Raw genomic sequence first — 22,332 nt, 5'->3', positions numbered from 1 at the left:
TGCGTAATACATTGATATAGATGCACATTTCTGTTCTCGCGTTCTTCTTTTTACGTGCCATGCCATACCCCCGGAAGCTAAAAGTCTCCAGAGTATGGCGGAACAGAAGATGAGCGATCGGACAGAATCGGAATCGCTGATCGAGCGACCGGAATCAGTGATCGGGTGAAATCGGAATCAGTGATCGGGTGAAATCGGAATTAGTGATCGGGTGAAATCGGAATCAGTGATCGGACGTGACCGGAACCAGCACCCCGCACTGGATCAGGCGCTGGCCGGCGGGTATATCAGCAAAAACGATAGCCACTGGCAGGTCACGGACAAAGGCAAGCTGTTTCTTAACTCCCTGCTAGAGCTGTTTATGTAAGGCCGCGGCGCGGTGGTACGGGCGTTAACAGGCACTATCGCGCCCGGCGCCGTAACGACGCGCGCTCGGGCACGTCATTTGTGCTGTCCCTGGCCGTCGCCCCCGCGTCGCAACAGCGCCTGGGGCGTTAGCCGCGCTGCGGCAACATTCATCTTTACCGCTGCACCGGCACAGATCAGGGCAGCGCCTTCACCAGCGTCTGGCGCTGCTGCTCAAGGTCGGTTACCCGCTGGCACACTTGTCGTCCGAACTGTTGGAAATCCTGCTCTTGATTATTCCATTCGGTCTGTAGCGCCTGCTGCAGGCCGCCCAGGCTGCCCATCACCGACTGCAGTGGATTACTGCCGTTGACCGCCTGGCGCACGCCCAGCTCATTAAGGCTGTCCTGCACCACGCCGCCCATGCTCTGTTCCACGATTTGCCGGCCGTCCTGCTCGACCTGACTAATGGTCTGATGATGGAAAGTGAGGCCGTCGCTGCGGTGTTCGATAATGCGGTTCATCTGCTGTTTCAGTTGGCCATCCAACGTGGTGAGCCGATTGCGCACGTTACTGTCGCGGCCGAGCTGCTGCACGATAATCTTATCCAGCGCCTGGCGCCCTTTTTCCAGATGGGCGCGGGCGCCCTCGTCAATCCAGGGTAAATCCCGCCGCAGGGCGCTCTAATAAACCTGGGCCTGCTGGCGCTGCCCGGCGCTAAGACTCACCGGCGTACCGTTACGCTGCACCTCCCCCGCCGGGGTGATGGTCAACGTGCCGCTTTGCCCTACCACCTGCACCGTCTGCGGCGCAATGATGATATCGTCCTGGGGTTTGACCGGGCACTGATAGTCCGCCTGCACCTACCAGGCGGTCATCAGCAATAATCCGCGCATTGCTTTGCGCAACATACCGTCTCCTGATAATGACCTGTGTGAAGAAAACCAGAATCGCTCCTGCCTGTTGCTCAGACCTCTTTTTCAAACATTAAATCCCAAAAGCCGTGACCCAACCGCTGACCGCGCTGTTCAAACTTGGTTAACGGGCGGCTCGCCGGCCGCGGCACATAATCCCCTGCGGAGGAAAGGTTACGGAAAGAGTCGGCAGCCGACATGACCGCCAGCATATGTTCGGCATAAGGTTGCCAGTCGGTCGCCATATGGAATACCCCGCCGGCGGCGAGTTTGCGCCTGACCAGTTCGACAAACGGCGCCTGTATAATACGGCGTTTATTGTGCCGCGCTTTATGCCAGGGATCAGGGAAAAACAGTTGCACCAACGCCAAAGACGCATCCGGGATCATCTGCTCCAACACTTCCACCGCATCATGACACATCACGCGTAAATTACTGACGCCGGCTTCCTGCGCGCAGGCAAGGCAGGCGCCGACGCCCGGTAAGTGGACCTCAATACCGATGAAATTCTGCTCGGGATGCGCCGCCGCCATGGTAACCAAAGACGCCCCCATGCCAAAACCAATCTCCAGCGTCACCGGCGCCGCGCGGCCGAACAGCGCATCAAGATCGAGCGGCCGCGCCTGATAGTCGGTTCCCATCGCCGGCCATAGCGTATCCAGCGCATGCTGCTGCCCCTTGGTCAGCCGGCCCTGGCGCCGGACAAAACTGCGGATCCGCCGCAGCGCGCGTCCTTGCTCGTCGAATTCGGGGGAGATGACATTGTTGCTCATAAAATTCCGCAATGTGAAAAGGGTTGGCAAACGCGCATTATGCAAAGATAGCACTGTTTAGCAAGCCCGCAACAGAGTAAAGTTCCTGTTTACAGCCTGTGCGCACTATGCTGCAATCGTGCACTAGGATAACGACACGAATCTTCGCCCACAGGTAATGGTTTCCCAATGACGCAAGCGCCACCGTTCGCGCAACTCGTGCTGGACTGGTACCAGCGGTTCGGCCGCAAAACGCTGCCCTGGCAGTTGGAAAAAACGCCGTATAAAGTCTGGTTATCGGAAGTCATGCTGCAACAAACGCAGGTGATGACCGTCATCCCCTATTTTCAACGCTTCATGGCCAAATTCCCTACCGTCGGCCAACTCGCGGCGGCGGCGCTGGATGAGGTATTGCATTTATGGACCGGCCTAGGCTATTACGCYCGCGCGCGCAATCTGCATAAAGCGGCCCAGCTCATTAGCGAGCGGCACGGCGGCGAATTTCCTGAAGACTTTGGTGCCATCTGCGCCCTGCCCGGCATTGGCCGCTCCACCGCGGGCGCCATATTGTCGCTGGCGCTGGACAGGCACTATCCTATTCTTGACGGCAACGTGAAACGGGTTCTCGCCCGCTACTACGCCATTGCCGGCTGGCCCGGGAAAAAGGAGGTGGAGCAGCGGCTGTGGCGGCACAGTGAACAGGTCACGCCGGCGCGGGGAGTGTCGCAGTTCAATCAGGCCATGATGGATTTGGGCGCGATGGTGTGCACCCGATCGCGGCCGAAATGCGAGCTATGCCCGCTGCACCGGGGTTGCCAGGCTTACGCCTCTCATAGCTGGGCCAGCTATCCCGGCAAAAAAACGAAGCAGACTCTGCCGGAAAAAACCGCCTGGTTTCTGCTGCTGCAGGACGGCAATCGTGTATGGCTTGAGCAGCGCCCGGCGGTGGGCCTGTGGGGCGGGCTGTTTTGTTTTCCGCAGTTTGCCGACCCGCAGGCATTGTCGCTGTGGCTGACCCAGCGCGGTTTGCCGAACGGCCAATGCGAACAACTGACGGCGTTCCGTCATACCTTCAGCCATTTCCATTTGGATATCGTACCGATGTGGCAAAAGGTTGGCACGATTCAACGCTGCATGGATGAAGGCAGCGGACTCTGGTATAACTTAGCCCAGCCGCCGGCGGTCGGACTGGCGGCGCCGGTCGAGCGCTTGCTATTGCAATTGAGCTAGCCTCGACAGGCTACCTTATTGCCCGCGGCTGCCAACAAAGAGGAACAATGATGAGCAGAACGATTTACTGTACTTTTCTCAAGCGTGAAGCCGAAGGGCAGGATTATCAAATTTATCCAGGTGAACTGGGTAAGCGCATTTATGACACTATTTCTAAAGAAGCATGGTCGCAGTGGCAGACCAAGCAAACGATGCTGATTAACGAAAAGAAACTCAGCATGATGAACGTCGCCGATCGTAAAGTGTTGGAGCAGGAGATGATCAATTTCCTATTTGAAGGTCAGGATGTGCATATCCAGGGGTATACCCCGCCGAGCGAATAACGCCTTTTCGGGGCGCTTTGAGCCCCGGAAATTTCCAGTCCTGACACAGCCCGTAACATGAAGAAAATATTACCTTTAGTGATCATTGCCCCGTTATTGATCTCCTGTTCCAGCAGTAAAAACAATGCCGAAAATGAAGCCTATATAAAAGACACCAACGGTTTCGATATTTTGATGGGCCAGTTTGCCCATAACATTGAAAATCTCTGGGGGCTGAATGAAGTTCTGATTGCCGGGCCGAAAGACTACGTCAAATACACCGATCAGTACGAAACCCGCAGCCACATCAACTTTGATGCCGGTACCATTACCGTCGAAACCATCACGTGCGATAATCCAAGCGCGCATCTGCGCCAGGCGATTATCAGCACCCTGTTAATGGGTAACGATCCCGGCAATATCGATCTTTACTCGGATGCGGACGATATTCCCATCAGTAAAGAGCCTTTCCTCTATGGGTAGGTGCTGGATAATAACGGCGAGCCGATTCGCTGGGAGTGGCGCGCCGCCCATTTCGCCGATTATCTGCTGCAAACCCGCACCACCGGCCTGCGGCAAATATGGTCCATCACTATCCAACTGGTGCCGAACCATGTGGACAAACGCGCCCATAAATACCTGGGCATGGTGCGCAAAGCCTCGCAGCAATATGGCGTCGCTCAGTCACTAATTCTGGCAATTATGCAGACGGAATCGAGCTTCAACCCCTATGCGGTGAGCCACGCCGACGCCTTGGGCCTCATGCAGGTGGTACAGCACAGCGCGGGACGCGATGTGTTCAAAATGAAGGGCAAATGGGGCCAGCCGAGCTGCAGCTATCTGTTTGATCCGGAAAACAATATCGATACCGGCACCGCCTATCTGGCGATGCTGCAAAACAGCTATTTGGGGCGGTATTGTCAATCCAACGTCGCGGCGCTATGTGGTGATCACCGCCTATAACGGCGGCGCCGGCAGCGTGCTGCGGGTCTTTTCACGCGACCAGAATCGGGCGTTCCAGATAATAAACGGCATGCAGTCGGACGAGGTTTATCAAACGTTATCCACGCAGTATCCGTCGGCGGAATCGCGCCGCTACCTGTATAAAGTCAATAATCTGCAGAAAAACTACCGGCGCGGACGGCATCGGCGCGCGGCGCGCTGATGTCGCCACTTCAACGCCATAAAGCCCACCGCGCAGGCGGGACCCGCGACTAAGACCGGCAGAGTTGCGGCAATCGCGCGCGCCGTAGCGTCAGCCAGCCATAGCCGTCAGCGGCAGACCATATGGCCATACAGTTGCCGGGTGCCGCATGCGTCTTGCTGGATATAGACCCCCTGCAACTCCGGCTGGAAGCCCGGCAATTGGTTCAGTTCCTCCTCCAGCGCCAGGAAATAACGCCACGCCGGCCCTCCCCACACCTCGCCAGGCACCACGCACAGCACCCCAGGCGGGTAAGGCAACGCGTCTTCGGCGGCGATACGTCTATCCGCCTTGGATAGGGGAAGCAGTTCTATCTCGCCGCGCACAAAGGCCATATTGCCCTCCTGCGGGTTCATCGCCATACACGGCAGATAAGACTGGCGGAACATCTCACGCTGCAATTGCTTGGCGTCAAAACTGACATACAAGTCATGCATTTCCTGATACAACCGGCGCAGGGTATAGTCTTGATAGCACCCGGGATATTTCTCGCAAATACTGGGCAAGACCGTTTTCAGTGGCGCGTCTTCCTCGATGTAGCGCTTAAACTGCACCAGTGCGTCCACCAGCCGGCGCATCTTCGCCGCATCCTCGGCGGGTGTGAGCAGGAACAGGATGGAATTGAGATCGCATTTCTCTGGCACAATGCCGTTTTCACGCAAATAGGTCGCCAAAATCGTGATCGGAATACCGACCGCGGTATAGCGGCCGCTGACGGCATCGATTCCCGGCATGGTCAGCAGCAGTTTACAGGGATCGACAAAGTACTGATCGCGGGTATAACCGTCGAAGCCATGCCAGCGTTCGCCGGGCACGAAATTGAAAAAGCGCTTCTCATGGGCCATCTCTTCGGTAGCGTGATCTTGCCAGCGCCGGCCATCCACTCGGTCCGGCACGAACGGCCTGATGAGTCGACACTCCGCCAGCAAAAGCTTGCGGGTTTCAATACCAAGTTTGACGCAGTCCATCCACATCCGGCGGCCGCTGGCCCCTTCGTGGATCTTGGCGTTGATCTCAAGGGCCGCGAATAACGGATAAAACGGACTGGTGGAAGCATGCAGCATATAGGCACTGTTGAAACGCTTATGATTGCAAAACCGCTTCTGCCCTTTAATGTGGGTGTCTTTTTTATGAATTTGCGAGGTTTGCGAAAACCCCGCCTGCTGTTTGTGTACCGATTGGGTGACGAAGATCCCCGGATCGTTTTCATTCAACTCCAGCAGCAACGGCGAACATTGTTCCATCATGGGAATGAACTGTTCATACCCCACCCAGGCGGAATCAAACAAAATGTAATCGCACAGATGGCCGATTTTATCCACCACCTGCCGGGCGTTATAAATAGTGCCGTCATAGGTACCCAGCTGGATCACCGCCAAACGGAACGGCCTTTCGTCGGCCGCCCGCTGCGGCGCGACCTCTGCCACCCGCTGGCGCAGGTAGGCGTCATCAAAACAGGGGGCATCGATACCGCCGATTAAGCCGAACGGATTGCGCGCCGTTTCCAGATACACCGGCGTTGCCCCGGCCTGCAGCAGCACGCCATGATGCACCGACTTGTGATTATTACGGTCGAAAAGTACCAAATCGCCGCGGGTGAGCAAGGCATTGGTCACGACTTTATCAGCCGAAGAGGTCCCGTTAAGCACAAGGTAGGTTTTATCGGCGTTGAACACCTTGGCGGCAAATTTTTGCGCTTCTTTCGCCGAGCCCTCATGGATCAGCAGATCGCCCAGTTTAACGTCGGCATTGCACATATCCGCCCGGAATACATTCTCGCCGAAGAAATCAAAAAACGCCCGGCCGGCGGGGTGCTTGCGAAAGAACTGCCCGCCCTGATGCCCCGGACAGGCGAAGGTGCTGTTGCCCATGGCGACATAGCGCGTCAGCGTATCAAAAAACGGCGGCAGCAGCGCCTGTTGATAACTCTCCGCCGCGGCTTCCAATTGCGCGGCCGCAGCATAGGGCGCCGCGTCATCAAGCCACAGCACGTCGGCGCGCGCTCGGTGTGCAGACGGTGGGCCAGCGCCGTGCTGGCGGCTATTTTCAATAAAGTCATATCACCGATGCCCTGAGGTAAGGATGAGTCGATGTGCCAGAGCACACAATGGGAGAGCAAACGCCTCCCGCACCCGATGCCGGCCGTTCTTTCCCCGCGAGGGAAAGCGCAACATAATGGAAAGCCTGGGAATCAGCAGCAGCCAATAGACATCAGTAAAAGCAGAGCTGGACGTCTGATTTTACTAATGCCTAACAGTGAGCCGGCGTGCCCTCACTGCATGGTGATAGTGAACGAATACGCACGAAAGAGAAAATGCGGGCAGGATATCCGCGTCACTGGACAAGGCTGCCCCGTGACCAAACGCGGCGACAGTGCTGGATGCATAGCGGCGGTCTCCTGTGATCTTCTGCGTAATAAGAAGTGATAAAAAATTTGTGCAATAATTGCATGTTTTCCCATCGGGTTCAAGCAAAAAAATCAGATGCTGTATAATTATTAAATAACTTAATGGCTGCCGGGCACGCCGCCGGCGCCCAGGCCCGGCAGGCACTCGCGCGCCACGGATGCGCTCCCGGCTGCCTGAAAAGGCAGCAAACGCGCCACGCGGGCAAATTAGGCGTTGACGCCATGCGGTCAATACGGTTTAATGCGCACGTTGCCCGAATAGCTCAGTCGGTAGAGCAGGGGATTGAAAATCCCCGTGTCCTTGGTTCGATTTCGAGTCCGGCACCATTCTTTTCCCCGTTCCCCCTTTCCCTATGCATCGCCATCGATTAAAACCCGTTAATTCAAGCGACGCTGACGTAGACAGATATGCAGCAGGGCATGTAGCCGTTCGCTCATCGTGCGCGGAAAAAGGGGATGGAGTGGTTAAACGCTGACATCGCCTGCCGTTTACGGCTACCACGCTGCGTAACGCCAGACCCTGCTAACAGCTGGTCTTATCGCCTAGAAAATCATTCACGCTCGGCAAAGCCAAAACAGCCGTGGGCTTGAACGGCCGAAACTTAGCCAGTCAGATATTCCTGTGATACGATGAAGTTGCTGTCTATAGAGAAGTAATTTATTTGATACTTACGGGAATTGGCGGGATCTGGCGGGAATTCGTGGGATTTCTTAGGCTTAGGGATGATTTATGTATTTGATACCGATGAACAAAATAGAGCCTATAGGCAAAACATTTGATACTTAACGTAACGGCCTTAAAACCGCGTTTAAAAGAGTTTCAATACTTAATGACATACAAGAAATTTGGGGGTAGCCAGTACCTCAAGCACTGGCCTGATGCTTATAATCTACTTCCTCAGGAAGGGTATTACATTGCTTAAGTTCACGCAAAATCTCTCTGACTTCTTTATCTGACATGTTTTCAAGCATTAAGGCAGCCTCTCTTCTATAGCTTGTCAAATTTAGCAGATCTAAGCTGCCGTCTTCAAGCAAACGCACCAATACGTCTGCTCCCTTACGACCTAACAATTTCGTCAAGCTCTTTAGCTCCTCTGATTCTAAAGAGGTGAGTATCGCTGTTAATCGTTGCAATGGTTCATCAAGGGTAGATGCTGGTTGCTCTGGTTGTGTACCAAAAACCAACCATTCAATTGATACATTTTCTACCTGACAAATTTTAGCTACCACATTAACACCAGGTCTAGCACATTTTTCAAAGTAATTATTTAGTGTTGAATAAGGCAAGCCCCACGCTATAGCAGCCTGTCTCAGACTCCAGCCCCCTATCAGTTGTTTTAACCGCGCTTGGATATTTTCTTTTCCATCTTCTACAAAAGAAAAACTACTTGTTTTTTTTCTACCCATTTTCCTTTCCTGTAAGTTATTGATAATTTTTTTAAAGATTATTAAATCTTGCCTTTAATCCAAAAAAAGAGAAAAGAAAGATCGATTTTTTCTTTTTGAAGATCGATAATTGCCCATACCGATAACACATCCGTGTTATCGGTACGCCTAACTGTTCAGGGTAATCGAATGATGCTTAGAAATGAAGAAATAAACCGTGACTGGCGCAGGGAGTACATTGTTGCAGCAGTACACGTGAAGGGGTTCACGTTACGGCAACTCTCGTTAAAAGCAGGTCTGAAAGCCGATTCACTACGAAACGTGCTCGATCGCCCCTGCAAGAAATACGAACGCATTGTTGCCGAAGCGATCGGCGTCACGCCGGAGGAAATCTGGCCAAGTCGGTATCCTCGTTCCTGCGAGGTAGCTTGATCATGTTTGTGTCCGCAAACGAATTGCTGGGGATCACTGGATTACCGGGCACCGTGCAAGGGATCAGGCTGGCGCTGAATAAATGGGCGGGCAATGCTGATTCCATGAAACGTAAACGCGCAGGCACCAAGGCTTACGAGTACCACATCGATTGCTAGCCAGCGGAAGCCCAGCGCGTGCTCCGCGAGCGTCATCTCCAGCAGATGATGACTGCTGCCCCTGCGGATGCGGCTGCCAGTAAAACAGAGGTATCAAAGGCCGGCTCAGACCTTGAAAAAGCGGGCAAGCTGGACGTTTACCGCCGTTGCCCGGCATTGATTGGGGACAGGTTAGCCGATCTGACGGATAAGCAGCGCCAGATTGCCGATGCGCGGATGTTACTGGTGCAGCATATCATCACCATAGGGCAACAACCCCGTTATAGCTGTGCGCAAGCGATCCGCTTTATTGTCCAGCAGGCGAAAACAGGCCAGTTGCCCGAGAGCATCGCCCAGGCGGCCAATGCCAAGAAAGGCAAAAACCGTCAACTCAGTGAAATCACCCTTAAGGGCTGGCTGGCCGACTACAAAAAAGCCGCTACACCTGCCGAGCGCCTGATAGTTCTGGCTCCGGGTAAGCGCGGGGTGGTAAAACCGGAGCAAATCGCCTGGTTACATGACTATCTAGCGCACTATCGCAAACCGAACGGGTGCAGCATGAAAGAGGCGTATGCGGATTTTTGCGCCGAATGGCAACAGCGCTATGCCGATGAACCGCTGATGTTAGCCGCGCAGCCTTCCTATGATGCCGTGCTGTATGCAATGGAGAAACTCCCCGAAACCGTGAAACAGCGCGGGCGCAAGACCGGCAGCGAATATCGCCAGCTGGAAGGGTTTATTCGCCGCGACTGGACCAGCCTGCCGGTGAATTACGTCTGGATTGGCGACGGTCACGGCATGAAGATGAAAGTCGCCCATCCCGACCACGGCCAGCCCTTTTCGCCGGAAGTGACCTTTATTATCGATGGCAGCTGCCGCTATATCACCGGCTGGAGCCTGTCGCTCTCCGAGAACGTGATCGCCGTCACCGATGCCCTGCGGTATGGCATTGCCACCCACGGCAAGCCGTTTCTCTATTATTCGGATAATGGCAGCGGTGAAACCAACAACACGCTCGATGCGGATATTACCGGTATTTTAACCCGCCTGAATATTGAACATCCGACCGGCATTCCCGCAATCCGCAAGGGCGTGGCATTATCGAACGGCTTAACCGCACCTTGCCGATGCGCATTGCCCGCCATTTTGCCACCTACTACGGCACCGGCGCTGACAGGGAAACCGTGCGCAAGACCGGCAAGGCACTTAAATCGGCGTTGAACGCCCAATCAAAGGGCGGTGAGCTGACTGTCGCCCAGCAGACCACGCTGCGCAAGCTGCCCTCCTGGGCGATGCTGATTGATGAAATCAAGGCCGGGGTCGAATGGTACAACGCCCGTCCGCACAGTGAATTACCCAAACGCCCTGATGGGCAGCATTACAGTCCGGCCGAGTTTCGCCGCTGGAAGCTGGAAAACGAAGCCACCGAACTGGAATGGCTGACGCAGTTTGAGCTACGCGACCTGTTCATGCCGCAGACCGAACGCACCGTCAGTCGCTGTGAAATCCGTTTCCTCAACAACATTTACTATGCCGCCAAACTGGCTGATCAGCACGGGCACAAGGTGCTGGTGAACTACGACATTCACGATGCCAGCAAGGTGATCGTGCGCCGCATGGATGGCTCCTACCTCTGTGAAGCCGTCTGGGATGGCAACAAGCGCCAGGCCTTCCCGGTGACGGCGGAATACCACAACCGGCAACAACGTATTAAGGGGATGCGCAAACGGGGCGAAGAGAAAGTGGCGTTGGCCGAAGCAGAAAACACCGTCACCCTGCCCGCAGTGGCGGAAGACAACTGGCTGCCTGGCAATGTTTACCGCACGGTGGGAAATGCTGCCGTCAAACAGGCGGTGGAGTGTGAAGTTCAGGCGGATGACTGGGATACCGAAGGGGCCTTACAGCGTGGGCTGGCTCTACTTGAAGCCCAGCAGGATGCAGATCCGCTGTTGTAAAAAAGCCATTCGGGAGCAACCGAATGGCTTATCGGAACACAAGAACGCTTTTCATCAAGGAGGCAGGATGATGACCCAAAATGATGATCTTATCAAGACGCTGCATGAACTGATTGATTCAGGTCAGGTAACCCAGGCGCAGATGGCGCGCGAGACCGGGCAGTCAGGGGCGGTGATATCCAACTTTATCAAGGGAGTTACACCGGAAATAACCAGCGGGTCGGTGAACTGTTAACCCGCTGGCTGACGGATTATCAGCAAAAAAAGACCTTGCCCGCACCGCCGCAGTTTGTGGAGACGGCGACGGTCAAGGAGATATGGGCAGTGTTCCAGTTTGTCCGGCTGGCGCAGTGCATGAATGTGATTGTCGGGGTGCCGGAGGTGGGCAAAACCTTTGCCGCCCGTCAGTACTGCCAGCATGCCAATACCTGGATGGTGACCCTTTCCCCGGCCCACGCCAGCATCACCGAGTGTCTGCTGGAGCTGGCGGAAGCGCTGGGCCTTAGCGACCTGCCTAAAAACAAGGGTACGCTGGCACGTGCAATTCGGCGGCGGCTGACCGGCACTCACGGGCTGGTGATTGTCGATGAGGCGGATCACCTGGGCATTGACGGGCTGGAGCAGCTGCGTGCCATTCAGGATGCGACCGGGGTCGGGATGGTGCTGATTGGTAACCCGCGCGGCCTGTCGAAATCGGCCCGTTCAACTCAGGGGGCGGATGATCTGGCCCGGCTGTACAGCCGTATCGCCCGCTCCAAGCGCCTGTTAAAGGCCAAAAAAGCGGATGTGGCCGCGATTGCTGCCGCCTGGGGCATTACCGGCGAAAGCGAGCTGACGCTGGTACAGGCCATTGCCCAGAAAGCCGGTGCCTTGCGGGTGTTATCGCACACCCTGCGCCAGGCATGGCTGATGGCCAGCGGTGATGCACAGGACCAACTGGGGGAAAAATACATCAAGGCGGCGTTCAGGGAGGTGTATACCGATACCGACCTGCTGCCGGCAAGGGGGTGAGTATGGGCGGTGTGCTCTTTACCGACAGCGCCGGACGCCAGGTACTGCTCAATACCCGGCGGGTGGTCTCTGTCTCGCTGGAATCGTCACACAGCCTGTTAGTGTCGTTTGGCAACCGGGGGGGACGCGCTCTATGTGCTTCCGGATGCGCAGGAGGTGATGATGCAGGTATGTCATGACATGAACCAGTTACTCAGGAGAGACAGTGATGAATAACCCTTTACGCCATGAAGTTCGCGCCCTGCGGCGTATGGCCCGCTACGCACGTTATAACCTTGATAACAACATCCGGCCATATATCACCCTGTCACGCGGGGCAACGCCGTACCTCTGGCTGGACCGGTATGAGATGGTGGCGGCGACCTTGCCCCCGGCCCAGCAACATGATTACCGGTGGCAGGGATTTGATGTAGATGTCTGGGAAGCGCTGCAACTGGGCTGTTATCTCTCTGGCCCAAGTCGGCGTCAGGCGTGGTACACCGCCTGGAGCACCTTACGGGCATTGCTGTCCGGATCGGGGCCGGTTTTACTGAGCACGCTACTGTGTGAGGCTCGGTTATCAATGAAAATGCTGAAAAGGACAGGTCACCATGATGAACATGTTTGATGCCATGAACGCCGTGCGCAGCCGACTACGTCAGGCGGGCAGCGACATCCTGCATACCCGGCGTTACTGCCAGCGCCCTTTTATAAAAATCACCCCGCCGGTACGCCCGGAGGAGAGGGATAACGCGACGGAAATCACCCTTTGCTGCCAGGGAGAGCGCCGTCATTGTTGACCTGCTGGGCAACCTGCCCCGGCAGGCGCGGCTGTTCGGTCAAAGTCTGGTCGGCATGGGGCGGCAAGGCGGCGCATCCCTGCACGGTCTCGGTCTTCGGGCGAATAGCCTGGGGAGTCAGCTTGACCGGCTGGGCCATCAGGGCCAGCGCACCTTTGGCGGTCTGCGCCTGGGGCTGGCGTCGGTGTCATCCGGCTTTGACCATCTGGAGACGCGCGCCAAAGCGGCCTATGGCGGCGTGGCGCGCCTTTACGGGCTGCTGGCCGGGGGCGCGGCGCTGTATGGCCTGAAAAAAGCCTTTATCGACCCGGCGGCGGCAATGGAAAACTACACCATTCGCCTGAACGCGCAGAATAACAAGAACAAGGGGCAGACCGACGACGATATTCAGTGGGCGACGAAAAACGCTAAAGACACCACCTGGGGCTTGCAGGGCGTTATTCAGGAGTACACGACCAGCCGTGAATTTGGCATGAACCGAGAGCAGGCGAGGCTTTTTGTCGCCATGCTGGAAGACCAGGGCGCGCGGCACGGCTGGACGCTGCCGGAAGCCCAGGGTGCCTCCCTTCAGTTGAAGCAGATGTTTTCCCGCAAAAGCATTCAGGCTCAGGATGCGAACCTGTTAACCGGCTATGGCGTTGATGTTTACAGCATCCTTGGCCGGGCGCTGGGAAAAACACGTCCTGAAATGCAGGCTCAGGGGGAAAAAGGCTTGCTGGGACCTGAGTCTATTCGCTTGCTGTTCCAAGCGATGCGTGCAGAGGCCAAGGGCGCACAAAAAGACGCGATGAACTCCTGGACGGGGATCACTTCGCAATTTGGTGATGTGTGGCAGCAGTTCGCCGTCAAGGTGATGAATAAAGGCCCCTTTAAGCGCCTTAAAGAAGAGCTTAAATCCTTTCTAAATTTTGCTGACCAGGCGCAGGAAAGCGGTTTGCAGGACCAATGGGCCGACAGGCTAGCCAGTCGTTTTAACGGGGTATTCGACAGTGCCCGCCGTGGCGTCCCGCTGTTTAAAAATGGCCTTAACCGGGTCAACGCCGAGCTGATGGCGCTTCGCAAAGCCGGCTACGGCGAGACTATCGACAACATCGGCAAATACGCCGCCAATACGGCCAAGGCCATTCTGGCGATTTATGTCGCCTCGAAACTGGCCCGTGTCGGCATGGCGATAGCCCGTCCCGCCTGGGGGCTGGCCAGTGCGCCGGTGCGTTACCCGTGGCGTGCTTATCGGTGGTGGCGTGGGCGCGGCAAAAATGCCCCGGCGGCTTTGGCTGGTCCCGCACCGTTTGCGATGGGCGGCGGCATGGGCGCGCCGGTGAGCGTGTTTGTCACCAACTGGCCGGCTGGCGGCGTCGGCGGTGGCAGTGAGACTTATGTCGATGGCAACGGTCGCACCCGCCGTAAAGGCGCCCGTGTCCGTCCTGGCCGTCCAGCGGCCCCGGTGCCGCGCTCCCGCCTGGGGCGGGCGGCCTCCGCCGTCTCGGGCTTCTTTGGCGGCATGCTCAATCGCACCGGCGCACGGTTAAGCCGGATACCGGGCGTGAGCACGGCCGGACGCTGGTTGTCCGGTGTGGGACAGCGGGCGCTCGGTCGCGGCGCAATGCGCCTGGGTGGGCCGGCGCTGACGGCGTTGTCGCTGGCCCCGACGCTGCTGGACAAGAATGCCAGCGCCGAGGATAAGGGCGGGGCGGTGGGGGCGGCAAGCGGTGCGACGGCAGGCGGACTCGTCGGCGCAATCGGCGGCCCGATGGGGGCGGTGGCCGGCTCGATGCTGGGCAGCGTGCTTGGCGAAAAACTCGGCGGCTGGCTGGGCGATATCTACGCCCGGTGGGACAGGAAGGACGAGCAACAGGCGGTACCGCAGCCAGTGAAAGCCCAGGCGGATATGCGTATTGCGCTGGCACCGGGACTGGTGCTGCAAAACAGCGCCGTCACCGACAGCAACGCCTTTGGCTTACAGCTCGATGTGTATAACGGCGACAACTACCGTATTTATTGAGGGGCGCAGATGAAAAGTACCGGCCAGGGCCGCTTTCGCGGCGTGCCCTTCTGGGTTTACAAAGAGCAGCGCAGTCGCGGCGGTCGCCGGGTGGTGCGGCGGGAATATCCGCTGCGCGAACACGGCGGGGCGGACGATTTAGGGAAAAAACTGCCTGAGCACACCTTCACCCTGTCACTGACCGGCGATGATGCGCAGGCGCAACGGGTACGGCTGACGCAGGCGCTGAATGCGCCGGGACCGGGCGAGCTGTTGCACCCGGACTGGGGCACGCTGTCGGTATTGGTTGATAATTTTGAAAGCCGCTACAGCGTCGATAACCAGCGTCTGGTGGAGTTTACCGTCACGGTGGTGCCGGTGGCCGATGAGACCGCCCCTACGGTTGCGCAGGATACCGCCGGGGTCGTCAATCGTCAGGGCGACGGCACGCTGGCCTCACTCTTTTCAACCCTGGCTGACGGCTGGCAGACCTCGCTGCATGACGCGCAGGCGTTGATGGCGTGCGTCAACGAGAAAGCCACCACGCTGGAAAGCGCCCTCAATGGTCTGGGGCTGCTGGCCGATATGCAGAGCTTTATTGCCTCGTTCACGGCCCTGCGTGGCAATATCCAGGGGCTTATCACCACCCCCGACCGCTTGGCGCTGGCCTTTAAGGGGATTTTTCAAGGAATACAGCGCCTGCCGGCTTACCCCCAACCGGAGCAGATAAAAAACCGGGCGCGCGCGCCGGTCTCCCCGCAGCCCGGCGCACTACAGCACCAGATAGTCCAGCTGGCCGACCAGCTGGACAGCGCTTTGGTCCGTCAGGACCGCCTGCGCGATATGCAGGGGCTACAACCGGCCACCCGCGCCACGGTGCTGCTGCTGCAAAATACGCTGCGCCTGGCGGTGGCTGTGGTGCAGGTACAGATGTTGTCGTCCCTGCTCACCGCCAGTCTGGCGGCGGTCAGCCAAAACGCACCGGCACAGGCGTTGCCACGCGCGGCCTCGCCCGCCCCGCTCCCGCTCAGTGACAGCGGCAGCGTCTGGCTGGAAAGTACGCCGGATGTGGTGCGCGTCAGCCAGCAGGTCGGGCACCGCCTGGATGCGTGCGCCCTGACCACCTCAGCGCTGGGCTATCAGACCCTGGCGTTGCAGGTGCGGGCGTTAAGTCGCGCCTTTGTGGCGGATTTATCCCATCGCGGCGTGGCGTTACCCGGCCTGATCCAGGCCGCAGTGACAACAACCGAGCCGGCGCTGGTGACCCTGTACCGCATCACCGGCGATGCGCGTGACACGGCACGCTTTATTCGTCGCAACCGGCTGCGTCATCCGCTGTTTGTGCCGGGTGGCGAGCGCGTGGAGGTGCTCGGTGGCTGAGGTAGCGTTGCGCATCGACAACCGGATTTTCACCCACTGGCTTTCGGTCAGTATTACCCGGGGGCTGGCGCGTCTGGCCGGGGATTTTACCCTCGGGATCATGATGCCCGGCCAGGCGTTGCCCGACAGCCTGCGCGCCGGCGGAACGCTCGCGCTGACCCTTGACGGGCAACCGGTCATCACCGGCTACCTGGACAGCGGGTCGCACAAGATGGGGGCCGACTCGGCACAGGTAACGATAAAGGGCCGGGATAAAACCGGCGATCTGGTGGACTGTTCGGCGGTCTATCCGGGCGGTCAATGGCGTCACCGCACACTGCAACAGATTGCGCAAGACCTGTGCAAGCCTTTTGGCATTGCGGTGCGCTGGGCGGTGTCTGACCCCGGGGCCGCCAAACCCTTTACCGCCTTTACCCTTGAACTGTCTGAAAGCATGGCGGATGTGCTGAGCCGGGCGGCGCGTCACCGAGGCGTTTTGGTGACCAGTCATGTCGACGGCGATCTGGTGTTTACCCAGGCGGCGAACACCCCCACTGACACCCTGCGTCTGGGTGAAAATCTGTTGTCCGCCGAGTACACCGAAGACTGGCGCGACCGCCCCAGTCAGTATCTGATTAAAGGCCACGGCGGCGGAGGCGATCACGCGGGCGATGCTAACACCAACGCGCTACGCGCTGCCCCCAAGGGAGAAAGTGACGACCCCGCGATGGGTCGTTACCGCCCCAAAGTCATTCTGGCTGACAGTAAACTGACCACCGCCACCGCACGGGCGCGCGCCCTGCGGGAAAGTCGCTGGGCATTGGCCCAGTCAGAGCGTTTTACCGCCGTGGTTAAGGGCTGGCGGCGCGAAAGCGACGAACTGTGGCAGACCAATCGGCTGACCCGCGTCATTGCGCCGCGTCTGTCCATGATCAGTCGTGACCTGTTGATTAGCCAGGTGCAGTTTGATCTCGATGCGGACAACGGGGAACGCACAACGTTAACACTGGCTCCGCGCGAGGCGTTTATCGTGCCGGCGGAGGCGGAGCGTCAGGCGAACGGGGCTGACGGTGGCGTCGATGGTCTGGTGCGGGCCTGGCTTAACCAAGGGAATAAACTCGATGAGTAATATCGCACTGCAACGCCTGCTTGCCCCGGTGATGCGCGGGATCCGCCTGTTGTTCGGGCGTGGCGTCCTGACCGGGGTGAATGACGGCCTGAAAGCGCAAAACGTCCAGTTGACGGCGCTGGACGGTGAAACCTTCGATGAGGTCGAGCGCCCGCAGCAATACGGGCATATCAGCGTGCCGTTGCCGGGGGCCGAGGTCCTGTTTGCCTGCCTGGGCGGCAGTCGTGACCAGGCGACCGTGCTAGTGGTAGAAGACCGGCGTTATCGGCCCACCGGACTGCCCGCCGGGGATAGCGGCCTGTATCACTATGAGGGGCATCGCCTGCGTCTGACCCGGGACGGCCGCTGCATCATCACCTGTAAAACACTGGAAGTGGTCGCCGAGCAGGAGGCGGTGTTTAACACCCCGACCGCGCGTTTTACTGATGATGTGGTGATTGAGAAAAACCTGACGGTGAAACAGAACATGACGATTGCCGGGGACGCTGAGTCCCAGGGCACCTTTGCCGCACCGGAAGCCGTTATCGGTGGCGTCAAACACAGTACYCACCGCCATCAGGAAAATGGCCAGGGCAGTCTGACCGGGGGGCCGCAATGAGTGACGCGGCGCTGCGCTGGATGAATGGCGAGGGGGTGCTGGTACAGGCCGGCGCGGATTTACTCGCCGACGACAGCCTGACGACCACCGTGCTGCTGTGCCTGTTTACCGAYCGGCGCGCTGAGGTCTCCGACCGTTTGCCGGATGGCGGCCATGACCGGCGCGGATGGTGGGCGGACAGTTACCGTGACCGCCCGGTTGGCTCGCGGTTGTGGCTGCTGTCACGGGAAAAGGCGCTGCCTGCGGTATTGGCGCGGGCAGAAGCCTACGCCGATGAGGCGCTGCGTGGCCTGCTGGACGCCGGGATGATCAGCCAATTGCATTGCCAGGCGAGTGCGCCGCTGCCGGGCTGGCTGCGGCTGACCGTGCGCCTGACGCTCAAGGACGGCAGTGCGCGCCCGTTTACCTTTAAAGCCCGTTTGGAGGGGATGTAAATGCCGTATCAGATACCCACGCTSGGCGAGCTTATCAGCCAGACGCAGCAGGATGTGGCGCAACGCCTGCCGGGCGCGCTGCCGACGCAGGACAGTCTGCTGGGGGCCATGGCGATGGCGCAGGCCGGGCTGTCGGCGCTGGAGCATGAACACCTGGGCTGGATAGCCCGGCAAATCATTCCGAGCGATGCTGACGAGAGCGAGCTGCTCAAACATTGCGCCTTTTGGGGCGTGGTGCGCAAGCAGGCCGCCCGGGCCAGCGGCCCGGTCAGGCTGTCGCTGTATGATGCCGCCAGTGTGCCGGTTGGGGCGCGTTTGCAACGGGCCGACGGCGCGCTTTACCGCCTGACAGACGCCGCCGAGGGCAAGGCCGGCAGCTTAACGGTCAACGTCGAGGCGGACCAGCCTGGGCTGGCGGGGGATTGCGGCGCGGGACAGGCGCTCGGTTTTGTCACCCCGGTTGCCGGGGTGGCCCCGCAGGCGCTGACCGATGCGCYCGGGATCCGGGGCGGCGCTGACCGCGAGCGCGTGGAAGAATTGCTGTCGCGCCTGCTGTATCGGGTGCAGTTTCCCCCGGGCGGCGGCACACGCTGGGATTACGAGCGCTGGGCGCGCGAGGTCCCGGGCGTCACCCGCRGCTGGTGTCTGCCCACCTGGAAYGGGGCGGGCACGGTGGGCGTGACCTTCGTGATGGACCATCACCCGGATATCTTCCCCGGCCCGGCCGATATTGCGCGGGTGACCGACTATCTCGCGCGCCACCGGGACCCGGCCACCGGCGAGTGGGTCGGCCAACCGGAGGGGCCGACGGTGACGGTGTTTGCGCCGGGGGCAAAAAAGGTCGATATCACGCTGCGTATCGCCCCCAATACCCCGGATAACCAGGCCCGTATCCGCGAGGCGCTCAGGCAACTGTTTTACACGGCGGCCAAGCCGGGCGAAACCCTGTTGCCCTCGGCATTCTGGCGAGTGCTGTCCGGGATAAGCGGACTGGAGGATTACGCCCTGAAAAGCCCGCTGACGCCGGCCAGTAGCGGAAAAACCGAGCTATTGGTGATGGGGGATGTCACATGGCTTTAAGGGCACACCAGCGCGCGCTGCTGCAACTGCTGCCTGACGGGCTGGCCTGGAACAAAGCGCCGGATACGCTGCTGGCGTCGCTGGCCGGCGGCCTGGCACGCAGTACGTCGCGCGTCACCGAACGCGCCGGGCAATTGYTGGCCGAGCGYTTTCCGCTGACCGCCACACTGTTGCTGGCTGACTGGGAGCGTTTTTTAGGGCTGCCGGACTGTGATATCGGTGAGGATGCCGGCATCGATGAGCGCCAGCGCTATGCGGCCAACAAGCTGCGGATGAAACCGAGCCTCAACCGGCAGTTTTACATTGAACTGGCGCGCTCTTATGGCTTTACGGTGAGCATGATCACCTTGCCGGACAATCAGTGGGTCACGATTGTGACGATTGAGACCCATGTGGACTATCGCCCGATGCATGTGCTTGACCCCATCACCACGCCGCTGCGGATTTATTACGCCGGGATACTCGAATGCCTGTTAAACCGCTATAAGCCGGCGCATCAGGACTTTCGCTATGTGTATGCCGACAAAAAGGAGAAAGGCTMATGTATTTTTTAGATAACAACAGCGGCATTGCSACYATGCCGCCGCTGAAAGAAACCCAGAGCACCACGCCGTTATGGTTTACCGAGGGCGACGGCCACAAGGGTATCAGCTGGCCGGGGGAGGACTGGTTCAATATCCAGCAGGCCGAACAGCTGGCCTTACTGGACGCCGCCGGCATCCGCCCGGATAAGGGCAAGTTAAATCAGCTGACGCTGGCTATCCGGGCCATTATCGGCCAGGAGGCGCTGTTGAAAACCCAGGCATTGGCGGAAATTGCCGCAGCGGGCAAAGGGGCACAGGAAAAGGCACGTACGCATCTGGGGCTGGGCAAGCTGGCGACCCAGGACGGTATTGAGGAGGCGACGCTTCACCGCAAGGGGATAGTGCAGTTAAGCAGCGCCACGCACAGCGCGGACGAGACCACCGCAGCGACGCCTAAAGCGGTGAATGAACGGGTGAATACCGTGGTGGATAATGCCCCGTCTGATTTAGATACGCTGAACAAGCTGGCGCAGGCCATCAGCAATAACCCGAAATTTGCCGAAAGCGTGACGCAGCTTCTGAGCCAGAAACTGGCGAAAAATGAAAATGGGGCCGACATCCCAGACAAAAATCAATTTCTAGAAAACCTTGGTTTGTTGGAACCTCGCTTTTCTACCTTTTTTAACAATGGTGTGTTTACCGTTCCAGAAGGCATTACAACTGTTTATGTCTCAGGCTGTGCCGGGGGAGGTGGTGGYNNNGGCGGTGGGCTTGGCTATCTGGACGGTTATACCTCGGGTGGCGGCGGCGGGGGCGCAGGACAAGCCGTTATCCRGCAAGCAATAACCGTCACGCCCGGCAAGACGCTAAAAATCGACGTCGGTATTGGCGGTAAAGGGGGGTCGGGAGGCGCACCGAATAATTCAGGGATAGTCGGTGGAAATGGTGGCCTGACGGCGCTAGGTGATTTACTCACGTTATCCGGCGGCACTGGCGGGCCGGCGGGTATCGGAGGGACAAATGGCTACGGTGGTGCCGGTTATCCCTATGGTGAGACAGCTATTGGAGGTAACCTGAATGGTATGAGCACGTTTTATCTGACCGCTGCCAGTGGCGCTTCCTGTGCTTTTGGTGGGGGTGGCCCAGGCGGGCATGTTGGGTCTCAGGGGGCACACCATGCCAGACCCGCTTACGGCTATGGAGCCGGTGGTGGCGGTGGCGGTGGAACACGCATTTCTGGGACTGCTGGTGGTAACGGTGGCGACGGTGCCGGTGGTTGGTTGACGATTGAGTGGTAATGGAAAAATACCGTGTATGCTTACCGCCTTGATGAGGCACCAAAGTAACATTAAATGATGAGGCAACACGAACCCGTAACTTGAGCAAACGAGACCTCATGCTTATTTTCCTATCGCCAGCCACCAGTAATTTGATGCTGCTCCGCGGTTGGCATAGTCATTTGTCAAATTGAACGCATTGTTATTAATAGCGGAAGCATATCCTCCAATTAATCCATCCTGCCCCCCCCCGACCTGTCTGGTGTAACCTGAATACTTCCCACAAAATGCTCGAATGGATGAGAAAAATTAATCGTTCTCACATCCTGATATTTGAGATTATGAGCATTTCTCCACTGAACCATCAGCCCGGTATTCTCGTCTTTCCACCAACCATCACCTGAGTGGGTGCGATTGGCGATAAAACCGCTTAAGTGACCGCCCCATAATGATCCGTGGATATTGCCGTCTTCTTGATAGGTCGCTCCTGCGGCATGGAGTATCTGGTACAACAAAGAATACCGGAAGGGGAGTTCCGATTAATATTGTTAATAGTTTTATCAAACTCATGGCTTGGTACAGGATATCGTGACCAATTTGGCTTATACATCAAAATTTTGAAAGCCTCACTGCTGGCCTGGAAAAAATATCGTGTGCGGCTTAACCGCCTCGATATCACCCAAGCGCCGGATATCGACTGGCCGGATCCTCCTTCAGAAACCAATGGCTAGAACGACAGTTTCAGGGCCGCCATCCACTGTCACCCTGACGGTCGCGTTATCGACCAGATGGGCTGAATTGGACGCGCGATCTTCATCATAGGCTATCGCAGCGCCGGCGTAGCCGATACAGAACAGTCCCGCTTTGGGAAACCTTATTGGCAGCGGGAAATCATAGGTTCCAACCTGGCCTTTTCCGTATATCCCCCACTGGATAATCAATCCTGTGTCCCCGCATTTCCACCATCCATTGACCTCGCGCTTCGCCGTATTGGTTTTGCTGTAGGCACCTTTGGGCTGGAAGGTATTCCTCAGGTAAGCGTCCAGCCCCTGATTTCCCCATTGACTGCCGTAGATATTGCCGTCAGCGGCCATCC

Annotated in this window: 17 protein-coding genes, 1 tRNA gene and 6 pseudogenes; 19 read left to right on the top strand and 5 right to left on the bottom strand. The window is 58.1% G+C overall.

Features of this window, described 5'->3' with window-relative positions; genetic code table 11:
• Window positions 1-211: 211 nt before the first annotated feature.
• Complete coding sequence (locus ACMX3H_RS03530; protein ID WP_415209836.1) at window positions 212-367, top strand: hypothetical protein; 156 nt, start codon at window positions 212-214, stop codon at window positions 365-367.
• A gap of 175 nt (window positions 368-542) precedes the next feature.
• Here ACMX3H_RS03530 and ACMX3H_RS03525 read toward each other — a convergent pair.
• Together ACMX3H_RS03525 and trmB are read right to left on the bottom strand one after the other, a co-directional pair.
• Window positions 543-1,208: pseudogene (locus ACMX3H_RS03525) on the bottom strand (DUF2884 domain-containing protein).
• Between the two features lie 104 nt (window positions 1,209-1,312).
• Complete coding sequence (gene trmB, locus ACMX3H_RS03520) at window positions 1,313-2,032, bottom strand: tRNA (guanosine(46)-N7)-methyltransferase TrmB (protein WP_415209834.1); 720 nt, start codon at window positions 2,030-2,032, stop codon at window positions 1,313-1,315.
• Window positions 2,033-2,200: 168 nt separating this feature from the next.
• Between trmB and mutY the strand changes: the two genes are divergently transcribed.
• From mutY to mltC, 3 genes and pseudogenes are all read left to right on the top strand, one after another.
• Entirely contained in the window at window positions 2,201-3,241 is a 1,041-nt protein-coding gene (gene mutY, locus ACMX3H_RS03515) for an A/G-specific adenine glycosylase (protein WP_415209833.1), read from the top strand.
• Between the two features lie 50 nt (window positions 3,242-3,291).
• Window positions 3,292-3,564 carry an oxidative damage protection protein gene (locus tag ACMX3H_RS03510; protein WP_415209835.1) on the top strand — a complete coding sequence of 91 codons (273 nt, stop codon included), beginning with the start codon at window positions 3,292-3,294 and terminating at the stop codon, window positions 3,562-3,564.
• Window positions 3,565-3,621: 57 nt separating this feature from the next.
• Window positions 3,622-4,708: pseudogene (mltC, locus tag ACMX3H_RS03505) on the top strand (membrane-bound lytic murein transglycosylase MltC).
• Between the two features lie 107 nt (window positions 4,709-4,815).
• Here the strand turns inward: mltC and speC are convergent.
• Window positions 4,816-6,735: pseudogene (speC, locus tag ACMX3H_RS03500) on the bottom strand (ornithine decarboxylase); the annotation flags it as partial.
• 671 nt (window positions 6,736-7,406) lie between these two features.
• Between speC and ACMX3H_RS03495 the strand changes: the two are divergent.
• Window positions 7,407-7,481, top strand: a tRNA-Phe gene (locus ACMX3H_RS03495).
• Between the two features lie 537 nt (window positions 7,482-8,018).
• On the opposite strand, the gene ACMX3H_RS03490 is transcribed toward ACMX3H_RS03495, so the two are convergent.
• A complete protein-coding gene (locus ACMX3H_RS03490; protein WP_415209832.1) occupies window positions 8,019-8,561 on the bottom strand; it encodes a helix-turn-helix domain-containing protein in 543 nt (180 codons plus the stop codon).
• A gap of 168 nt (window positions 8,562-8,729) precedes the next feature.
• On the opposite strand from ACMX3H_RS03490, the gene ACMX3H_RS03485 reads away from it, so the two are divergent.
• The 14 genes and pseudogenes from ACMX3H_RS03485 (at window position 8,730) to ACMX3H_RS03420 (ending at window position 21,967) form a co-directional block, all read left to right on the top strand.
• The gene (locus tag ACMX3H_RS03485) at window positions 8,730-8,972 is read left to right on the top strand and encodes a helix-turn-helix domain-containing protein (protein WP_415209831.1); all 243 of its coding nucleotides are present in this window, start codon (window positions 8,730-8,732) and stop codon (window positions 8,970-8,972) included.
• Window positions 8,973-8,974: 2 nt separating this feature from the next.
• Window positions 8,975-11,064: pseudogene (locus tag ACMX3H_RS03480) on the top strand (Mu transposase C-terminal domain-containing protein).
• 70 nt (window positions 11,065-11,134) lie between these two features.
• Window positions 11,135-12,075: pseudogene (locus ACMX3H_RS03475) on the top strand (AAA family ATPase).
• Window positions 12,076-12,283: 208 nt separating this feature from the next.
• Window positions 12,284-12,682 carry a hypothetical protein gene (locus ACMX3H_RS03470; RefSeq protein ID WP_415209830.1) on the top strand — a complete coding sequence of 133 codons (399 nt, stop codon included), beginning with the start codon at window positions 12,284-12,286 and terminating at the stop codon, window positions 12,680-12,682.
• Window positions 12,666-12,854: a hypothetical protein gene (locus tag ACMX3H_RS03465; RefSeq protein WP_415209829.1), complete on the top strand. Its 189-nt coding sequence runs from the start codon at window positions 12,666-12,668 to the stop codon at window positions 12,852-12,854. The genes ACMX3H_RS03470 and ACMX3H_RS03465 overlap by 17 nt, the downstream gene beginning before the upstream one ends.
• Before the next feature lie 55 nt (window positions 12,855-12,909).
• Entirely contained in the window at window positions 12,910-14,856 is a 1,947-nt protein-coding gene (locus tag ACMX3H_RS03460; protein ID WP_415209828.1) for a tape measure protein, read from the top strand.
• A gap of 9 nt (window positions 14,857-14,865) precedes the next feature.
• A complete protein-coding gene (locus tag ACMX3H_RS03455) occupies window positions 14,866-16,215 on the top strand; it encodes a DNA circularization protein (protein ID WP_415209827.1) in 1,350 nt (449 codons plus the stop codon).
• The gene (locus ACMX3H_RS03450; protein ID WP_415209826.1) at window positions 16,208-17,323 is read left to right on the top strand and encodes a phage baseplate assembly protein; all 1,116 of its coding nucleotides are present in this window, start codon (window positions 16,208-16,210) and stop codon (window positions 17,321-17,323) included. Before ACMX3H_RS03455 ends, ACMX3H_RS03450 begins: the two co-directional genes overlap by 8 nt.
• Window positions 17,316-17,921 carry a phage baseplate assembly protein V gene (locus ACMX3H_RS03445; RefSeq protein ID WP_415209825.1) on the top strand — a complete coding sequence of 202 codons (606 nt, stop codon included), beginning with the start codon at window positions 17,316-17,318 and terminating at the stop codon, window positions 17,919-17,921. Before ACMX3H_RS03450 ends, ACMX3H_RS03445 begins: the two co-directional genes overlap by 8 nt.
• A complete protein-coding gene (locus ACMX3H_RS03440) occupies window positions 17,918-18,355 on the top strand; it encodes a phage GP46 family protein (protein WP_058948969.1) in 438 nt (145 codons plus the stop codon). The genes ACMX3H_RS03445 and ACMX3H_RS03440 overlap by 4 nt, the downstream gene beginning before the upstream one ends.
• Window positions 18,356-19,435 carry a baseplate J/gp47 family protein gene (locus tag ACMX3H_RS03435; RefSeq protein ID WP_415209824.1) on the top strand — a complete coding sequence of 360 codons (1,080 nt, stop codon included), beginning with the start codon at window positions 18,356-18,358 and terminating at the stop codon, window positions 19,433-19,435.
• Window positions 19,426-19,989, top strand: coding sequence for a putative phage tail protein (locus ACMX3H_RS03430; RefSeq protein WP_415209823.1), 564 nt, complete (start codon window positions 19,426-19,428; stop codon window positions 19,987-19,989). Before ACMX3H_RS03435 ends, ACMX3H_RS03430 begins: the two co-directional genes overlap by 10 nt.
• Entirely contained in the window at window positions 19,977-21,257 is a 1,281-nt protein-coding gene (locus ACMX3H_RS03425; RefSeq protein WP_415209822.1) for a phage tail protein, read from the top strand. The genes ACMX3H_RS03430 and ACMX3H_RS03425 overlap by 13 nt, the downstream gene beginning before the upstream one ends.
• Before the next feature lie 434 nt (window positions 21,258-21,691).
• Complete coding sequence (locus ACMX3H_RS03420) at window positions 21,692-21,967, top strand: tail fiber assembly protein (RefSeq protein ID WP_415209821.1); 276 nt, start codon at window positions 21,692-21,694, stop codon at window positions 21,965-21,967.
• Here the strand turns inward: ACMX3H_RS03420 and ACMX3H_RS03415 are convergent.
• Window positions 21,950-22,332 (bottom strand): annotated as a pseudogene (locus ACMX3H_RS03415) (hypothetical protein); the annotation flags it as partial. The gene ACMX3H_RS03420 and the pseudogene ACMX3H_RS03415 sit on opposite strands and share 18 nt — an antisense overlap.

The organism is Sodalis sp. (in: enterobacteria) (genome assembly GCF_047607725.1).
Lineage (GTDB): Bacteria > Pseudomonadota > Gammaproteobacteria > Enterobacterales > Enterobacteriaceae > JBLKSS01.
Note: the sequence above shows the minus strand (reverse complement) of the source record. Positions and strands in the feature narration are given on the sequence as shown.